Source organism: Frankia sp. CpI1-P (genome assembly GCF_001421075.1).
In the GTDB taxonomy this organism is placed as follows: domain Bacteria; phylum Actinomycetota; class Actinomycetes; order Frankiales; family Frankiaceae; genus Frankia; species Frankia torreyi.
In genome coordinates, this window is the sequence record NZ_LJJX01000004.1 from 41,387 (window position 1) to 58,217 (window position 16,831).

8 protein-coding genes and 13 pseudogenes are annotated in these 16,831 nt (G+C 73.6%); 10 read left to right on the forward strand and 11 right to left on the reverse strand.

Translation table 11 applies throughout. The features are described 5' to 3' along the window. Positions 1-145 precede the first annotated feature (145 nt). The 4 genes and pseudogenes from FF86_RS39735 to glmU form a co-directional block, all read right to left on the reverse strand. A pseudogene (locus FF86_RS39735) lies at positions 146-371 on the reverse strand (ribose-phosphate diphosphokinase); the annotation flags it as partial. A gap of 1 nt (position 372) precedes the next feature. After that, positions 373-680, reverse strand: a pseudogene (locus FF86_RS39740) (phosphoribosyltransferase family protein); the annotation flags it as partial. A gap of 1 nt (position 681) precedes the next feature. Beyond that, positions 682-1,120: pseudogene (gene prs / locus FF86_RS39745) on the reverse strand (ribose-phosphate diphosphokinase); the annotation flags it as partial. Between the two features lie 503 nt (positions 1,121-1,623). Beyond that, a partial coding sequence (gene glmU / locus FF86_RS03875) for a bifunctional UDP-N-acetylglucosamine diphosphorylase/glucosamine-1-phosphate N-acetyltransferase GlmU (RefSeq protein WP_255355697.1) occupies positions 1,624-3,223 on the reverse strand: 1,600 nt, incomplete at its 5' end. 1,025 nt (positions 3,224-4,248) lie between these two features. Between glmU and FF86_RS03885 the strand changes: the two genes are divergently transcribed. Then, the gene (locus tag FF86_RS03885) at positions 4,249-5,148 is read left to right on the forward strand and encodes an acyl-CoA desaturase (RefSeq protein WP_082121647.1); all 900 of its coding nucleotides are present in this window, start codon (positions 4,249-4,251) and stop codon (positions 5,146-5,148) included. A 72-nt stretch (positions 5,149-5,220) separates the two neighbouring features. On the opposite strand, the pseudogene FF86_RS39750 reads toward FF86_RS03885, so the two are convergent. From FF86_RS39750 to FF86_RS03895, 5 genes and pseudogenes are all read right to left on the reverse strand, one after another. Beyond that, positions 5,221-5,856, reverse strand: a pseudogene (locus tag FF86_RS39750) (ABC transporter ATP-binding protein); the annotation flags it as partial. A 27-nt stretch (positions 5,857-5,883) separates the two neighbouring features. Beyond that, positions 5,884-6,132, reverse strand: a pseudogene (locus tag FF86_RS39755) (ABC transporter ATP-binding protein); the annotation flags it as partial. A 1-nt stretch (position 6,133) separates the two neighbouring features. Further along, positions 6,134-6,937: pseudogene (locus FF86_RS39760) on the reverse strand (ABC-F family ATP-binding cassette domain-containing protein); the annotation flags it as partial. Position 6,938: 1 nt separating this feature from the next. After that, positions 6,939-7,125: pseudogene (locus tag FF86_RS39765) on the reverse strand (ATP-binding cassette domain-containing protein); the annotation flags it as partial. Next, positions 7,122-8,168, reverse strand: a complete 1,047-nt coding sequence (locus FF86_RS03895) for a 4-(cytidine 5'-diphospho)-2-C-methyl-D-erythritol kinase (protein ID WP_044883369.1) — start codon at positions 8,166-8,168, stop codon at positions 7,122-7,124. The pseudogene FF86_RS39765 and the gene FF86_RS03895, both read right to left, overlap by 4 nt. 604 nt (positions 8,169-8,772) lie before the next feature. Between FF86_RS03895 and FF86_RS39770 the strand changes: the two are divergent. The 8 genes and pseudogenes from FF86_RS39770 to FF86_RS39795 form a co-directional block, all read left to right on the forward strand. After that, positions 8,773-9,182: pseudogene (locus FF86_RS39770) on the forward strand (Asp23/Gls24 family envelope stress response protein); the annotation flags it as partial. Between the two features lie 1,321 nt (positions 9,183-10,503). Continuing rightward, positions 10,504-10,772 (forward strand): annotated as a pseudogene (locus FF86_RS61840) (Asp23/Gls24 family envelope stress response protein); the annotation flags it as partial. A gap of 1 nt (position 10,773) precedes the next feature. Beyond that, positions 10,774-10,947 (forward strand): annotated as a pseudogene (locus FF86_RS39780) (hypothetical protein); the annotation flags it as partial. 315 nt (positions 10,948-11,262) lie between these two features. Further along, entirely contained in the window at positions 11,263-11,922 is a 660-nt protein-coding gene (locus FF86_RS39785; protein WP_242418177.1) for a DUF6286 domain-containing protein, read from the forward strand. Then, positions 11,919-12,512: a hypothetical protein gene (locus FF86_RS03925; protein ID WP_044883374.1), complete on the forward strand. Its 594-nt coding sequence runs from the start codon at positions 11,919-11,921 to the stop codon at positions 12,510-12,512. Before FF86_RS39785 ends, FF86_RS03925 begins: the two co-directional genes overlap by 4 nt. 179 nt (positions 12,513-12,691) lie before the next feature. After that, the gene (locus FF86_RS03930; RefSeq protein WP_044883493.1) at positions 12,692-13,315 is read left to right on the forward strand and encodes a 50S ribosomal protein L25/general stress protein Ctc; all 624 of its coding nucleotides are present in this window, start codon (positions 12,692-12,694) and stop codon (positions 13,313-13,315) included. Between the two features lie 69 nt (positions 13,316-13,384). Next, on the forward strand, positions 13,385-13,769 hold a 385-nt coding region (gene pth / locus FF86_RS39790; protein ID WP_242418136.1), incomplete at its 3' end, for an aminoacyl-tRNA hydrolase. Between the two features lies 1 nt (position 13,770). Beyond that, positions 13,771-13,978: pseudogene (locus FF86_RS39795) on the forward strand (aminoacyl-tRNA hydrolase); the annotation flags it as partial. A gap of 55 nt (positions 13,979-14,033) precedes the next feature. On the opposite strand, the gene FF86_RS39800 reads toward FF86_RS39795, so the two are convergent. Both FF86_RS39800 and FF86_RS39805 read right to left on the reverse strand, forming a co-directional pair. Next, a partial coding sequence (locus FF86_RS39800) for a glycosyltransferase family 4 protein (RefSeq protein WP_242418137.1) occupies positions 14,034-14,603 on the reverse strand: 570 nt, incomplete at its 5' end. A 1-nt stretch (position 14,604) separates the two neighbouring features. Next, positions 14,605-15,242, reverse strand: a pseudogene (locus tag FF86_RS39805) (glycosyl transferase family 1); the annotation flags it as partial. 384 nt (positions 15,243-15,626) lie between these two features. Between FF86_RS39805 and FF86_RS03945 the strand changes: the two are divergent. Then, a pseudogene (locus FF86_RS03945) lies at positions 15,627-16,760 on the forward strand (glycosyltransferase family 2 protein); the annotation flags it as partial. Between the last annotated feature and the right edge of the window lie 71 nt (positions 16,761-16,831).

Below are 16,831 nucleotides of genomic sequence, written 5' to 3' on the forward strand. Positions count from 1 at the left end.
GGCAGTCTACGGAGGCGAACCGTGCCGGCGATTCGCCGGCGTCGTGGCGGGCTGGCGTCGTGGCGGGCTGGCAGTGTGGCGAGCTGGCGGCGTAGCGGGCTGGCGGCGTCCCGGGGTCGGGCCCGGGACGCGCCACCCGCTGCCGTCAGGCGTCCCCGCCGAACAGGCCGGTCACGGAGCCGTCCTCGAAGACCGCCTTGATCGCGGCGGCCAGCAGCGGGGCGATCGACAGTTCGGTGATCTTGTCGATCCGCGCCTCGCTGGGCAGCGGCAGGGTGTTGGTGAGGACGACCTCGCCGATCTCGGAGTTCTTCAGCCGGTCGGCCGCCGGCCCGGACAGCACGCCGTGTGTCGCCGCCGCGATGACGTGGNTCGCCCCATGCTCCTTGAGCGACTCCGCCGCCTTCGTGATCGTGCCGGCCGTGTCGATCATGTCGTCGACGATGACGCAGGTGCGGCCGCGGACCTCACCGACCACGTCGAACATCTTCACCTGGTTGGGCACGTCGGGGTCCCGCCGCTTGTGGATGATGGCCAGCGGGCAGCCCAGCCGGTCGGTCCAGCGCTCGGCCACCCGTACCCGGCCCGAGTCGGGGGCGACGACGGTGACTTCCGAGGTGTCCAGCTTGTTCTCGATGTAGTCGGCGAGCAGCGGCAGCGCGAACAGGTGGTCCACCGGGNCGTCGAAGAAGCCCTGGATCTGCGCGGTGTGCAGGTCGACCGACATGAGCCGGTGCGCACCGGCGGTCTTGAACAGGTCGGCGACGAGCCGGGCGGAGATCGGCTCGCGGCCGCGGTGCTTCTTGTCCTGGCGGGCGTAGGGGTAGAACGGCGCGACCACCGTGATCCGCTTGGCGCTCGCCCGCTTCAGGGCGTCCACCATGATCAGTTGCTCCATCAGCCAGGTGTTGACCGGCGCCGAATGGCACTGCAGGACGAAGGCGTCGCAGCCGCGGACCGATTCGGAGAAGCGAACGAAGATCTCGCCGCTGGCGAACTCGTAGGCGTTCGTCGGCACGGGTTCGACGTCGAGTGCGGCCGCCACCTCCGCTGCGAGGCCGGGGTGCGAGCGTCCCGCGAAGAGCATCAGGTTGCGCCGGTTCTCGGTCTGGTAGGCCACCGCGTTCTCCTCGGACGTGACGGATGATCAGATTGGGGTGCGCGACGTGCCGGCCCGGCGAGCCNCCCGACGCAGACCGCCGGGGCCGGGTCGGGGCGTCGGCGCGTTCGACCGGCGAGCCGTGGGCGGGCAGTCGCGGCGTCGGTCGGGCGGCGGGCGGTCGGGCTGCATCGGTCGGGAGGCTGGCGGTAGGAGCTCTGGCGGTAGGAGCTCTGGCGGTAGGAGCTCTGGCGGTAGGAGCTCTGGCGGTACGGGCTAAGGGGCGGTACGGGCGGGCTGGGATGGATGGTGGGCAGGTATGTCTGGGGCTTACCCGGTCCGGCGCCCGTAAGCGGGACGCGGCTGGTCGCGGGTCCGCTGCCGCCGTGGGGCTGTCGGCGGCGTGGGGCTGTTGGCGACGTGCCTTCGCGCGGGGGGTGCTGCTCCGCGCGGCCCGCCGAGGTGTCCGGACCGATGGGGCGGTGTGCATCCCCCCGCTGGTCAGAAGGTTGGGACCGACGCCTCTACGTTCTGCTTCCCGCTCCGGGAACGCCAGCGATGCCGGCCTCGCCTCCGCTGGTGTGCGCCAAGTCACCCCGACCGTGCGGGCCGGCGTCGGGCGTGCCGACCTCGGGCGCCTGCGCTGCGCGGGAGTCGACTGCGCGGGAGTCGACTGCGCGGGAGTCGACTGCGCGGGAGTCGACCGGCGTCGCGGTGTCGGGGACGGCGGGAACCGGCGAGGCAGCGGCGGCGGCCGCGGCCAGCGCGGCGGGGCTGCCGGGCCGGCGCCGCTCCGTCCAGCCCTCGATGATCCGCTGCCGCCCCTCGCGGATGGCCAGCGCGCCCGGCGGCACGTCCTCCCGGATGACGGAACCGGCGCCCGTGTAGGCGCCGTCCCCGACGGTGACCGGGGCGACGAGCATCGTGTCGCTGCCGATGCGGACGTCGGAGCCGATGACGGTGCGGTGCTTCGCGACGCCGTCGTAGTTCACGAAGACGGTCGTGCAGCCGATGTTGCTTCGCTCGCCGACGACCGCATCGCCGACGTAGGCGAGGTGGGGGACCTTCGTATGGTCGCCGAACTCGGCGGACTTCGTCTCGACGAAGGATCCGATCTTGCCCTCCCGGCCGAGCCGCGTGCCGGGGCGCAGGTGGCTGTAGGGGCCGACGGCGGCGCCGGCGCCGATCTCGGCCCGGTCGGCCGTGGTCCGCACGACGCTCGCCTCCGCGCCGACGATCGTGTCCGTGAGGGTGCACTCGGGGCCGACGGTGGCGCCACGCGCGAGGTGGGTGCGCCCGTGCAGGAAGGTGTGGGGGGCGATCGTCGTGTCCGGCTCCAGGGTGACGTCCGCGTCGATCCAGGTGGTGGGCGGATCCACGACGGTGGTGCCGGCCTTCATCGCCGCGATGACGATCCGGTCGCGCAGCGCCCGACCGGCGGCGGCGAGCTGGACCCGGTCGTTGACCCCGGCGGCCTCGACCGGGTCGGCGACGACCCTCGCCGCCACCGGACTGCCGTCGCCGACCAGTAGCCCGACGACGTCGGTCAGGTACTCCTCGCCCTGGGCGTTCTGCCTGGTCAACCGGGCCAGCGCCGCCTGGAGCGGGCCAGCGCGGAAGGCGTAGACGCCGGTGTTGATCTCCCGGATGGCGGCCGTGGCCGCGTCGGCGTCGCGGTGCTCGATGATCGCCCGGACCCCGCCCGCGGTGTCGCGCACGACCCGGCCGTAGCCGGTGGCGTCGTCGAGGACGGCGGTCAGCACGGTCGCGGCGGCGCGCTGGGCATGGTGATGGGCGGTGAGGGCGGCCAGCGTCTCCCCGGTGAGCAGCGGGGTGTCGCCGGGGAGCACGACGACCGTGTCGTCGGCGGCGAGCCCGTCGAGCGCCGCCAGGGCGACCCGAACGGCGTGGCCGGTGCCGTGCTGGCGGTCCTGCACGACGGTGATGACCGCCGGGGCCTGCTCGGCCAGCATCGCCGCGACCTGTTCCCGGCCGTGGCCGACGACGACGGCGGTGCGGGGCGCGGCCATGGTGCCGGCGGCGTGCAGCACGTGCCCGAGCAGGGTTCGCCCGGCGATGCTGTGCAGCACCTTCGGTGTCGTCGAGCGCATCCGTCGACCCTCGNCCGCTGCCAGGATGATGACGGCGGCCGGACGTGGTGATGTCACGCGATCTCCCGAATCTTCGGCCTGCACGACGATGGGGCGACGGGCACCACACTACCGCGACCTGCTGGCCGGGCCTGGGGAGGTGACGGCCGCCGGTAACACGCCGGGCGCCGTCACCGGGGGAACACGGCGGCCGCCCGGCGGGGAACGACCCGATCGATACCCCGCCGAAGCACTCGGTCGATCGCGGAGAAAGGGGGCGACGGCGGTCCGGCCGGCGCGGCGATACTTCCCGGCGATTCTTTGTGATGGTATTACTGGTAGTGCTCCGGTAGTGCTCCGCCGCCACGACTCGAACGTGGACTAAGAGAACCAAAATCTCCTGTGCTGCCGATTACACTACGGCGGACCGCGGGGAAAACATGCCAACTCTACCATCGTGGGGTGGCTCGGAAGGTAAAAGCAGGGTCGCGGACCACTGTCCCGCGGGTCGGGCCGCGCCGCGGTCCCCGCCGACCCGGCACAGCCCGATGCATCGGGCTCCCGTGGCGATCGGGGCGCACCGCACCACCGCCGCACCGCTGCGGGGCATGCCGCCCGGGGTAGGTGGCGTCGGGCGTCGCCGCGGTCGCCCCGCGAGGTTCCAGGCACGGTTGGCCGGTCGCCCTCCGGGGTGGTCCGGGTGGGGCCCCCGGTGGGGCGGGTACCCCCACGAGACGTAGACCTTTCGGGCGGGTGCCGGCCGGTGGGTCGACGGCGGTGCCGGCAGGCCGGGCGGTCGGGCCGCCGTATTGGGTGGCCCGTTTGCGTGGTGGACGCCGGCAATGGGGACTGTTGTCACATCGGCGGGCTACCGTGACCGGTGGAGTGCCGGCGCAGTGGACCTGCCGCGATGGACGGGACGAGGCGATGACCGCTACCGACACGGTGACACNGAGCGACAATCGGGCGCCGGATGACGACCGGGAAACGACTGCGGGGCAGGCTGTCGGCCGCGCCGATCCCGCCAACAGCCGGGGCAACGCCACCAGGCCCAGGTCGATGGCGAAGGCTCGGGCCGAACAGATCATCATGGTGACGACGATCATCGTTCCGCTTGCCGCGGTGGTCGCTGCGATACCCGCGCTGTGGGGCCGGTGGATCTCCTGGCATGACGTCGTCCTTGCCCTGATCTTCTATGCCATCAGCGGGCACGGGGTGACGGTCGGATTCCACCGTTACTTCACCCACCGTGGTTTCAAGACGTCCCGGCCGATGCGCATCGCGCTCGCCGTCGCCGGCAACATGGCGATCGAGGGTCCGGTGATCCGCTGGGTGGCCGACCACCGGCGCCACCACGCCTTCAGCGACGCCGAGGGCGACCCGCACTCGCCGTGGCGCTACGGCCCCGGCACGTGGTCGATGATGAAGGGCCTCTACCACGCCCACGTCGGCTGGCTGTTCGACGTCGAGCAGACCGACCAGCGCCGCTTCGCCCCCGACCTGCTGGACGACCCGGACATCGTGAAGGTCAGCCGTTCGTTCGCCGGGTGCGCCTTCGTCAGCCTCGCCGCGCCGGCGATCATCGGCGGCCTCTGGGGCGGCTCGTTCGAGGCGGCCGCGCAGGCGTTCTTCTGGGCGGGCCTCGTCCGGGTCGCCACGCTCCACCACGTCACCTGGTCGGTGAACAGCATCTGCCACGTGCTCGGCTCCCGGCCGTACCGGTCGCGGGACCGTTCGACCAACGTCTGGCCGCTGGCGCTGCTGTCGATGGGCGAGTCCTGGCACAACCTGCACCACGCCGAGCCGACCTCGGCCCGCCACGGCGTGCGCCCCTGGCAGATCGACACCAGCTTCTACATCATCAAGCTGATGGAGACGCTGCACCTGGTCTGGGATGTGCGCTGGCCCGACCCGGCCCGCCTCGCCGCCAAGCGCGTCACCGCCGACGCGACCGCCTGAGCCCCCGACCTCACCGCGTCCAGCCTCGACGCCATCGGCCTGCGCCCGGCCGGCGGCGTCGGGGCGGCCCGTTCAGCCCTCCAGCTCGGCGGCGAGCGTCAGCCAGGCCTCCTCGGTGCCGTCCTTGTCGGCGACGACGGCGCGCAGCTCGGCGTCCAGCGCCAACAGGCGTTCGTGGTCGGTCGCCGCCTCGGCGAGGGCATGGTGGAGCTCCTGCTCCCGGCGGGTCAGCCGATCGAGGGCGCGTTCGAGGCGGGTCAGTTCCTTGCGGGCGGCCCGCAGCTCGCTGCCGGACCGGGACGGCCCGGTCGCCGTGCCGGTGGCGGATGCTGCCGTGCCGGAGGCCGCCGTCGCGGAGGCGGGAACGCCCGGCGCGGTTTCGCCGATCCGGGCGCCACCCGCGCCACCCCGGCCACCCGCGCCACCTGTCCCGCCCACGGCGGCCCCCGGGGCCGGCGGGGCCGAGGTGGCGGTCTCCGACCCGGCGGCGGCGCGGCGGGCCAGGTACTCCTCGATGCCGCCCGGCAGCATCCGCAGGTGGCCGTCGCCGAGCAGCGCCATCGTCACGTCGCAGGTGCGCTCGAGGAAGTACCGGTCGTGGCTGACCACGACCAGGGTGCCGGGCCAGGAATCGAGCAGGTCCTCCAACGCGGTGAGGGTGTCCGTGTCGAGATCGTTGGTCGGCTCGTCCAGGAACAGCACGTTCGGNCGGGCCATGAGCAGGCGCAGGAGCTNCAGCCGGCGCCGCTCGCCACCGGAGAGGTCACCGACCCGGGTCCACTGCCGCGACGACGGCAGGCCGAACTGCTCCAGCAACTGCCCGGCGCTGCGTTCCCGGCCCCGCTCGACCTCCAGCGACCGGCCGACCTGCTCGACGGCCTCCAGCGCCCGCAGCGACGCCGGGAGTTCGATGACCTCCTGGGACAGCAGGGCGGGGCGGACGCTGGCCCCGACCTTCACCCGCCCACCGTCCGGGACGACGTCNCCGAGCAGGGTGCGCAGCAGCGTCGTCTTGCCGGCGCCGTTGACACCGACCAGCCCGATCCGGTCCCCCGGACCCAGCAGCCAGGTGATGCCGTCGAACAGGGTGCGCTCCCCGATCCGGACGGTGATGTTCTCCGCGTCGTAGACGTCCTTGCCGAGCCGGGAGGCCGCGAAGCTGCGCAGCGCCATCGTGTCGCGGGGCGGCGGCTCGTCGGCGATCAGGGCGTTGGCGGCGTCGATGCGGAACCGCGGCTTGCTGGTCCGGGCGGGGGGCCCGCGGCGTAGCCAGGCGAGTTCCTTGCGCAGCAGGTTCTGCCGGCGGGCCTCCGACGCGTCCGCCCGCCTGGTCCGTTCGGCCCGGGCGAGGACGTAGGCGGAGTAGCCGCCCTCGTAGGCGTCGACGCGCCCGTCGACGACCTCCCACACCCGGCCGCACACCTCGTCGAGGAACCAGCGATCGTGGGTGGCGACGAGCAGGCCGCCGCGCCAGCCGGCGAGGTGGGCGGCGAGCCAGGCGACCCCCTCGACGTCGAGGTGGTTCGTCGGCTCGTCGAGGATCAGCAGGTCGAGGTCCTGGACCAGCAGCCGGGCCAGCGCCACCCGCCGACGCTCGCCGCCCGACATCGGGCCGAGCACGTCGTCGAGGCGGTCCAGCAGGCCGAGGCCGGCGAGCACGCCGCGGCGGCGCGGGTCCGCAGCCCACTCGTGCTCCGCGCCGGTGCCGACCACGACCTCGCGGACCGTCCGGTCGGCGGGCAGCACGTCCGCCTGGGCCAGCGAGCCCACCCGGGTCGATCCCGCGAGCNCGGCCCGGCCCGCGTGTGGCTCCGCCTCGCCCGCGATGATCCGCAGCAGGGTGGACTTGCCGGCGCCGTTGCGCCCGACCACCCCGATCCGCTCGCCCGTGCCGATGCCCAGACTCACCTGGTCAAGCAGGGTGCGGGTACCGAAGGCGGCGTCGACGTTCTCCAAACTGACCAGGACGGGGCTCACGGCCCTCCGCCCGACCCGTCCGCGTCGTCCGGTCCCTCCAGCACCCGGGCGCCGGCCGCCGGCCCGGAGGCTCGGCGCACGGCCCGGGCGACGCCCATTCCGGCCAGGCTCGCGGCCAGTTCGACGCTCTCGGTCGCCCCGGCGGCGAGGAAGGCGCAGGTCGGCCCCGAACCGCTCACGATGGCCCCGACGGCGCCGAGCTCGCGGCCGGTCTCCAGGACCCGGCGCAGCGCCGGCCGCAGCCGCAGCGCCGCTGGCTGCAGGTCGTTGACGAGGGCCGCCCCGAGCTGGGCGGGGTCGCCGGTGCGCAGCGCCGCCAGCACGTCGTCGGCGGGGGTGGGCCCGGTGCGCAGCCGGCCCTCGGACAGCTTGTCGAACTCGGCGTAGACGGCCGGGGTGGACAGTCCGCCGTCGGCGAGGGCGAACACCCAGTGGTACTCGCCGGTGGCCAGGACGTCGGTGAGCTGCTCGCCCCGGCCGGTGCCCAGCGCGGTCCCGCCGGTCAGCGGGAACGGGACGTCGCTGCCGAGCCGGGCGGCGAGGCCGGCGAGGGCGACCCGGTCGAGGCCGGCCTGCCACAGCGCGTCGAAGGCGACGAGCGCCGCCGCCGCGTCCGCGCTGCCGCCGGCCATGCCCGCGGCGACCGGGATGCCCTTGGCCAGGGTCAGGTGCACCCGCTCCGAGGTGATGCCCGCGGCCTCGGCGACCAGGTGCGCCGCGCGGACGGCGATGTTGTCACGGCCGGTGGGAACGATGGACACGTCGGGGGTGGTCGTGGCCGGGCCCCGCGCGGTCGGGTCGGCGCCCTCGCCGGAGACCTCGACGGTGACCACGACCCCGTCCTGGTCGCCGGGGGGCACCCCGTCGAGCGCCGTGGGGTCGAGCGTCGTGGGGTCAAGCTCCGTGGGGTCAAGCGCGGTGGCGGTCAGGTCGTCGAACAGCGAGACGGCCTGAAGCACGGTGATCACATCGTGGTAGCCGTCCGGCCGCAGCGGGCCGACGCCGAGATGCAGGTTGACCTTGGCCGGGGCCCGGACGGTCACGGCGGCGGTGCCGGCTCCCGCGCCTTGGCGCGGGCCCGGGTGGGATCGAGGCAGCGGATGCTCCTTCGCTCGGACTCACTCAGGCTCACTCGAGGGGACGGCTCTACTCGTGCGGGCGCCCCGCCCATACGGGCAGTGCGACCGGCCGGATCCAACCTATCCGCGGGCCCGGAGCGTATGACTGTCCGCCCACGGGGTACATGGGAGAACGGGATGCCTGGCTGGTGAAATCGGGCGGCTCGTGGCGTGGGTGACCCCGTCGGGGAGGGCCCACACGTGCTTCGGAACGCCACCCCGCCCGGTTGGACCTGGCCCTTCACACCTTTTCCCAGCTCCCCATGACGTCCGGCCTGCACATGCGTCGCCGTCGTGTCCTAGCTGACCCGCGGCGGCCCGGTCGGACCCGCCCCCGAAGGGCGGGCGGCGGCCTGACCCCGGGTGGTGCCCCGCGATCACGACCCACCCCGGGGCGCCGAAACCATGAAAGGGAGCACCATGACCACGACCACCAGCTCCGGAACCACGACGACCGGCGCCGGGACCTCGACCAGCGCCGGCCATGCGGATTCGCCGGCGACCGGCGTCGCTGGCCGGGCCGCTGTGNCGGACCGCAAGCACTCAACGGAGCTCATCAGCGAACTGGGCCGCACGTCGATCGCGGACGTCGTGGTCCGCAAGATCGCCGGGGTGGCGGCCCGCGAGGTCGCGGGCGTACACAAGCTGGGCACCGGCGGCGCCCGGGCGGTCGCCTCGGTGAAGGCCCGCATCCCCGGCGCGTCGGCCAGCGTCGCGCAGGGCGTCGTGGTCGAGGTCGGCCAGCGGCAGGCGGCCGTCGACCTGGACGTGGTCTGCGACTACGGCGTCTCCATCGTCGACCTGTCGCAGTCGATCCGGCGCAACGTCGTCAGCTCCGTGGAGGGGATGACCGGGCTGGAGGTCACCGAGGTCAACGTTGCGGTCGACGACGTCTACATCGCTGAAGACAGCCAGGAAGAGACCCGGCGGGTCGAGTGAGCCCGGTCAGGACGGGGGATGCCGCCGCCTGGTTTCGCTGGGATCCCGACAGGGTCGCGGCGGCCGTGGCCGCCTGCCCTGGGGTGACGCGGCTCGTCGCCGCCCCCACGCCCGCGGCCCTGAGCATTCCAGCGCGCCCCAGCGCGTCGCCCTGCGGTAATGCCGACCCGGCAGCCCGCACCGACGACGCCACGGCCGAAGTCACGCGGGTGGACGCGGCGCGGGACCGGTTCGGGGGGGCTGAGGTGGCGACGTACCTGCCGGGTCGCCGGGTCGCGGGGGTGCGGGTGCGGGCTGACCGGATCCTCGTGCAGGTCGACTGCCGCTACGGCGAGCCGCTGCCCGATCTCGCCGGCCGGATCCGGGCGGNGGTGCGCTGCGNCGCCCCCGACTGTCCCCGGGTGGACGTGGTCATCCGCGATCTCGACCCCGCGGACGGGCCGGCATCGGTCGACCCGCGAACGCCGATCGGCGGACGGAGCCCGACCGAGGGGTCCGCGCCCGGTGGGTGGCCACTCGGTCGGGGTGCAGGGGATCCGCGGCTGGCGCGATCGGGGGATGACGATCAGCCGTGGGTGTGGCCGCCGTGACCTCCCGACATGCGGGGGATGACGTCGCCCGTCCGCAGACCCGGCCGGACCCCGACGCGGCCCGGCGCCGGGCGGAGATCCGGGCGTTCGTTCGGACGCATCACCCGGACCGCGGCGGAGATCCGCACGCTTTCGCCGAGGGACTGCGGGCGCTGCGCGCCGCATCGACCCCTGGCTCGGCGACCCCTGGCTCGGCGACCGGTGCCGCCTCGCGGCCTACGGCCTACTACCGACGTACCGGAGCCGAGCAGCTGGCCGGCTGGATAGCGGAGCGCGGCCGGGACTGGGGCGGCACCGCGCGGCGCCGATGGCCGGGTCTCGGTGAACGGTGGGCCCATCGGCTCGGCGTCCGATGGGTACACCGAAAGGAGGGTTCGAGAGCACAGCGTGGCTCTCGGGTCCGCTGACGCGACACTCCCGCATGAAACGTAGCTGTCCCCTCGCCATATGTGACGATCGTGCCCATGGCTCCTGCCTGACCCGTCCGAGGGGCACGCCGGACGTACTACCCGACTGGACGGGTCGTGGACCGGAAGGGGCGTCACCATGCGAGCTGCAGCACTCGGTCTGATCACCGGCCTCATCGCCGGGCTCGNTCTCGCCTTCGGCGGGTTCAGCGAGTTCCTGATCGTCCTCGTCTTCGGGGCGGTCGGGCTGGTCGTCGGCAAGGTCGTCGACGGTGATCTCGACATCACCCGCTACGTGGGCGGGGACCGGCGCCGGAGCCGGCGGTGACGACGCCGTCTCGGCCCGATGCGTCCGCCGAGCCGGCCGGCACCCGGCGCGGAGGTGCGGCGGCAGGTTCGCTGCGTGTCGCCGACCGGGTCGTGGAGAAGATCGCCGCAGTGGCCGCCGCGGAGGTGCCCGGGGTGACCGGGCCGCCGCGACGGCTCTCGCGCCGGGGAGGTGCCCGCCGGGACGGGGCGCGATGGCGCCGCGGGGCCCGGTGGCGCGGGCATGCCCGCCGACCCCGGGTGGACGCCCGGCTCGAGGGCAGCACNGCGCGGCTGACCATGACGTTCTCGGTGCGGTACCCGAACCCCGTCGGCGAGACCGCCGAGCGGGTGCGGGGCGAGGTGCGGGAACGGCTCGCGGCGCTCGCCGGTGTGCGGGTCGCCCATCTCGACATCGAGGTGCCCTCCCTGAGCCCCGGCGGCGGCGAACCGGACGGCTGATCCCCGGGTGGCTGCCCGCGGTCACCCCGCCCCTGTCCTCCACCGGCTGCCGTTCCACGGGCTTCGGTGTCCGTTTTGCCGTCATGGGTTCGGTGCCCGTTTCATCCCCGGGGGAAAGGTGGGGAGGCGGATGGGTGGTGTCTGTTCGTGCTCGGCTGGGCACGAGTCGTGGAGTACGGGTGGACTCGGTGGGGGGTGGACATCGTGCGGATGGGACGTCGGATCGTCGCCGGGCTGCTGGCCGCGNTGATCGCGGCTGCCGGTGTCATCGCCGTCATCGAGATCATCGCTGCCGCCGCGGGCGGTGGTCATATCGTGATCGACTGGCAGAGCTGGGCGAACAGTCTCAGCGACACCGCCTGGTCGGAGGGGCCGGCGTTGCTGGCCGCCGGATTCGTCGCGCTGGTCGGGTTGCTGCTGATCGGGACCGCGCTTCGGCGCGGCACACCCGCCCGGCTGCGTATCCGCTGGGACAGCCCGCGGACCGGGGTGTTCGTGGACCGGCGCGGGCTGGCCCGGGACCTGCGGGCCACGGCACTCGCCGTCGACGGGGTGGAGCGGGCCCGGGTCCGGGTGGACCGGCGGGGCACGGATGCCCGGCTGCGCCTGCGTCCCCCCATCGCGGGCGGCGCCCCGCATCGGGTGGAGGTCGCGCAGCAGGTGGAGGCCGCGCTGCATGAGGAGCTCGACGCCTTCGCGTTGGCCGAGCCGTCCGTCCCCGTCGTCCGGGTAACCGCGCGGTCGACCGCTGCTCGGCACGAACTGGCCGGGGGGGATGGGCCGGCTAGGCATGACGGCCCGGCCGAGCGGGGCGGTCCGGGCGGGCATACCGGCCCCTCCGGGCGTGACGGCCGGGTCGGGTCAGAGGGTCCGGACGGGTCAGAGGGTCCGGACGGGCCCGGCCGGCGGGTCGGGCCCGAACCGGACGGCGCCCGTGTGGGTGCCGCGACTCGGCAGGGAGGCGAGGCGCCGTGACCGGCCCCGGGCCGCACACGCCGTCGACCGACCGGCGCAACCAGGTCATCCTCGCCGTCCTGGGCGTGCTGCTCACCGCGGCCGGCGTGGTCGCGCTGCTCACCGGGGTCGGCGTCTTCGGGGACGGCCGGGCGGACCAGTCGGTACTCGATCCGGACGTCCGTGACTTCGCCGCGGACCACGGCTGGTTCTGGCTGGTCATCGGGGTCGGCAGTGGGCTGGTCGCCCTGCTGGCACTGGTCTGGCTGGCCCAGCAGATGCGCACAGACAGGTCCCCCGGGCTGGACGTGACCCACGATGCGCTGGGCGACGTGCACCTGCCGGCGGCCGCGCTGACCGACGCTGTCGCGGACGACGTGGCCGGGATCGCGGGCGTCGAGGGCGCGTGGGCCGAGCTGCGGGGCAGGCGCGAACCGTCGCTGGACATCGCGGTCCGAGTGACCCGCGGCACCGACGTGTCCGGCGTGGTCGGGGAGGTCTGCGGCCCGGTGCTGGGACGGGCCCGGCGGGCGCTCGGCCGCCCCGATCTGCCAGCTCAGGTGAACATCCGGCCCGTCGGTGCGGCCCGACGCCCATCCGGCGTCCGCTGATGCCGCCGGTCCGGCCGTGACCGGTGCCCCACGACGGCACGCATCCCCGCAGGGTCTTGACAGATCGGGGTGGTCGTCCACCACTCGCGAAGCGTCCGGTACTGTGAAGGACCGCGCCGCGGTGGTTCTCCCGCCCTCCGGCGATGGAATCCCCTGTTTTGGAAAGGATGAGCGCCGCCATGTCCGAGGTCCGCATCGCCGCGGAGCCGCGCACCGAGTTCGGTAAGGGCGGTGCTCGTCGCACCCGCCGCGCCGGCAAGGTACCCGCTGTTCTCTACGGTCACGGCAAGCCGCCGCGCCACATCGCCCTGCCCGCGCACGACCTGCTGCACGCCTTCAAGACCGACGCCGGCACGAACGTCCTGCTGACGCTCGAGCTTGCCGACGGCACCGAGCTCGCGCTCGCGAAGGACGTCCAGCGGCACCCGATCAAGGGCAGCTTCGAGCACATCGACCTGGTTCTCGTGAACCGGGGCGAGAAGGTCGTCGCAGACATCCCGGTGCAGGTCGTCGGCGAGCCCCACCCCGACACGCTGGTCGACCAGCAGGTCACTTCGATCGCGGTGAAGGCCGACGCCTCGCGTCTGCCGAACGCGATCGAAGTGGACATCACCGGCCTGGAGCCGGGCACCGCCGTGCTGGCCCGCCAGCTGCCGCTGCCTGACGGCGCCGAACTCGACGCCGATCCCGATCTGGCCGTCGTGCAGTGCCTGGCCAAGCGGACCGTCGCCCAGCAGGACGCCGAGCTCGGCGAGACCACCGAGGCGACCGAGGAGGCCGGCGTGGCGAGCGCGTCCGCCTAGGCGAACGGCTCTCCCCGTCGACCCCCTCGTCATCTCGTCACCTGCCGATGACCTGCGGATGAGCTGTCGATGACGAACGTGCCGACCGACGACGGGCCGTGGCTCGTCGTCGGACTGGGCAATCCGGGTCCGGGCTATGCCGGCAACCGCCACAACGCCGGTTTCATGGTCGTCGAGCTGCTCGCCGAGCGGGCCGGGTCGCGGCTGAAGTCGCACCGGTCCCGGGCGGATGTCGCCGAGGTTCGCCTCGCCGGCGCGCGGGCGGTCCTGGCCCGCCCGCTGTCCTTCATGAACCTCTCGGGTGGGCCCGTCTCGGCGGTGCGCACCTTCTACAAGATCGATCCGGCCCGGGTCATCGTCGTGCACGACGAGCTGGACATCCCGTTCGGGAGCGTCCGGCTCAAGCGCGGCGGCGGGGACAACGGCCACAACGGGCTGCGATCGATCTCCTCTGNCCTCGGCACCCGCGACTACCTGCGGGTCCGGGTCGGCATCGGTCGCCCGCCCGGCCGGATGGACCCGGCCGACTTCGTCCTGCGGGACTTCGGCGCGGCGGAGCGGCGCGAGCTGCCGCTGCTGCTGGAGCACGCCGCCGACTCGGTCGAAATGCTCATCACGGATGGCCTGGAGCCCACGCAGAACCGCTATCACGCCCTGCTCTGAACGGGGCCCCGCACTCTGTCCCGACCCCGCCCGGTTCCGACCCCGCCCGGCGTGGTCAGGACGGCGTCAGGTGCTCCTGGATGCGGCCGATCAGCGCCGCGTGGTCGAGCTCCCGGCGGACGAAGGCCCGGCCGGCGAGGCCGATCTCGGCCGCCCGCACCGGGTTGTCCAGCAGCTCGCACGCGGCAGCGGCGAAGGCGCCCGGCTCCTCGGCGACCAGCAGGTCGGTGCCGGGGGCCCAGTCCAACCCGCGGCTGCCGGTCGGGGTGCTCACCACCGGGGTGGCGGTCGCCATCGCCTCGATGGCCTTGATGTTCACGCCCGAGCCGGAGCGCATCGGGTTCACCGACAGCGTCGCCGCGGTGAGGTAGCCGGCGACGCTCGGTACGTCGGTGTGCAGCTCGACGCCCTCGAAACCGGCGAGCCACGCGGCCAGGCCGTCCTCCGGGCGCCGCCCCACCACCTGGAAGGTGGCCTTCGGATGGCGGACCCGGATCATCGGCCAGCATCCCCCGAGGAACCAGCGCAGCGCCTCGATGTTCGTCGGGGTGTCCAGCGAACCGACGAAGATCAGCCGCTGGTCGCCGGCCACGGCCGCGGCGGCCGCCGCGGCCGGCTCGGTGGANGCGGTCGCCCGCAGCGCCCCCACGGGCAGGAACGGTGGCAGGTGGAACGTGGGCACGCTTGCCCGGGTGCGCCGCCACTCGTGGTCTTCCAACGAGATGTCGGCGATGCAGGTGACCAGGGGGGAATGGTGCATCGCGAGTTCGGCCAGGCGTAGCTTGTGGTACTCCAGCTCGTAGGCCACGGCCCGGGGGCCGGAGCTGCTGCGGGCGAGCACCCGGAAGAACTCCGAGTCGACGTTGTGCGCGCGCACCAGGTGCGGCAGCTTCCAGATCCGGGCGATCTCCTCGCCGAGATGCGACGATCGGCAGCTGTAACTGATCACGGCGTCGGCGCGCGGGGGCGTGGACTCCAACGCGCGGCGCAGCGGCCCGACCGGTCGAGAGGCGTGCATGAACGGCTTCGGCGTCAGGTGGGCGCGCGGGCTGTCGTCCCGGGGCAGTCGGATGACCGCCGAACCGGGAACCGCCTCCTCGTAGGCGGCGATGTCCAGATCCTCCCGCGAGGGAACCAGGATCTGCATCCGAATACCGGCCGCGGAGGCCGCGGTGAGGAAGCTGAATGTCTCCACCCGGCCGCCGGCGTCCGCCGGGAGAAACGGTTCCTCGACAACGACGATCCAGCGCGTGGAGTCGCTCACCGGTCCCACTGTAACGACTCGGGTTCACCCGCATGGGGGAGGGTCCGCCCGGTCGCTCGGGCGAGGAATGCGACGCGTGGCCGGGTGGTCACGATGGTGTCGAGTAGCGGTGAATAAACCGGGCGGTTTCCTGTGGCCCTCATCGGCGGATCGCGGCCGCGCCGGACTGCCGCGCAGGTCGGGTCCGGGCATCACGGCCGCGCAGCGTCATGAGGTCAATCGCGTGATTCGACGGGCCAGGAGCCGTTCGCCGTGGCGTTCCGATGGAACGCTACGGTTACTGTCATGACAGGTGTCCGGACCATCGGTCGAGGAGCCGCCGTCGCGGCGCTCGGAGCCGCAACTGTTTACGGTCACGTTCTGTATCCGGTTTATATCGGACTNCGCAGCCGTGGCCTGGAACCGACGACACCGCCGGACCCTGAGATCTGGCCGGGCCTGAGTGTTGTCGTCTCCGCGTACCGGGAATCCGCGGTTATTGGCACGAAACTGGATGAGCTGGCCGGCGCGGACTATCCCGGGCCGATGGAGGTCATCGTCGTCGCGGACGATCCGGAGACGGCGGAGGCCTCGCGCCGGCCGGGTGTGCGAGTGCTGTCCTCGGGGGAGCGGCTGGGCAAGGCCCGCGCGGTCAACCGCGGCGTCGCCGCCGCCTCCCACGAGATCGTCGTGCTCACCGACGCGAACGCGGTGCTCGCCCCCGGCGCGCTGCGCGCTGCCGCCCGTCACTTCACCGACGAGACCGTCGGCGCGGTCGCGGGGGAGAAGCAGGTCGACGACCCCGACGGCGCCCAGGGCTTCTACTGGAAGTTCGAGTCGTGGCTGAAGCGCTGCGAGTCGGCGACCGGCGCGACGATCGGCGTCGTCGGCGAGATGCTGGCCTTCCGCCGACAGGCGTTCCGGCCGCTGCCCGCCGACACGGCGGTCGACGACGCCTGGCTGGCCCTCGACATCCTCGAGGGCGGGCTGCGGGTCGTCTACGAGCCCGAGGCGTACTCGATCGAGTCGGCGGCCCCGGACTACACCGGTGAGTGGGAGCGGCGGACCCGGATCGTCGCCGGCAACCTGGACATGCTCTGGCGCCGCCGGGCGGCGCTGGTGCCGGGCGCGTTGCCGGTCACCCCGCAACTGTGGGGGCATCGGCTGGTCCGCTCGTCGTTCGGGCCGATGGCCCACGTCGTCCTCGTCGTCATGGCCGTCCCGGCCGCCCGGCACAGCTGGGCCGCCCGGGTGTTCCTGGCCGGCAACGCCGCCGGCGCCGCGAGCGCCGCCGCCCTGATGACCGGGCGGACGCCGCCGGGGCCCAGCCGGCTGGTCGCGCAGGTGTTCTTCCTGCAGGCCGTCGCGCTCGGCGGAGTGCGCCGCTTCGCCGCCCGGGACCGCCCGGCCGTGTGGCCGAAGCCGGATCGCCAGCCGGTCGCCCCGCCGTCCGGTGCCGGTGCGCCGGCCGGAGCCGACCCGGCGAGCCCGTCCAGCCCGTCCAGCCCGTCCAGCGCGCTGACCTCGGCCGGCGGTTGAGTCGAGAATCGCAGCACCCTCGGCAGCCGGGCCGAACGGTGCATCGGAAGTTCGCGTGAACACACGCAGTG

What these genes read in the sequence shown, in the direction of transcription:
- FF86_RS03885 (WP_082121647.1), top strand. Translation starts at nt 4,249, where the DNA reads ATGGCGAAGGCTCGGGCCGAACAGATCATCATGGTGACGACGATCATC.
- FF86_RS03930 (WP_044883493.1), top strand. Translation starts at nt 12,692, where the DNA reads ATGTCCGAGGTCCGCATCGCCGCGGAGCCGCGCACCGAGTTCGGTAAG.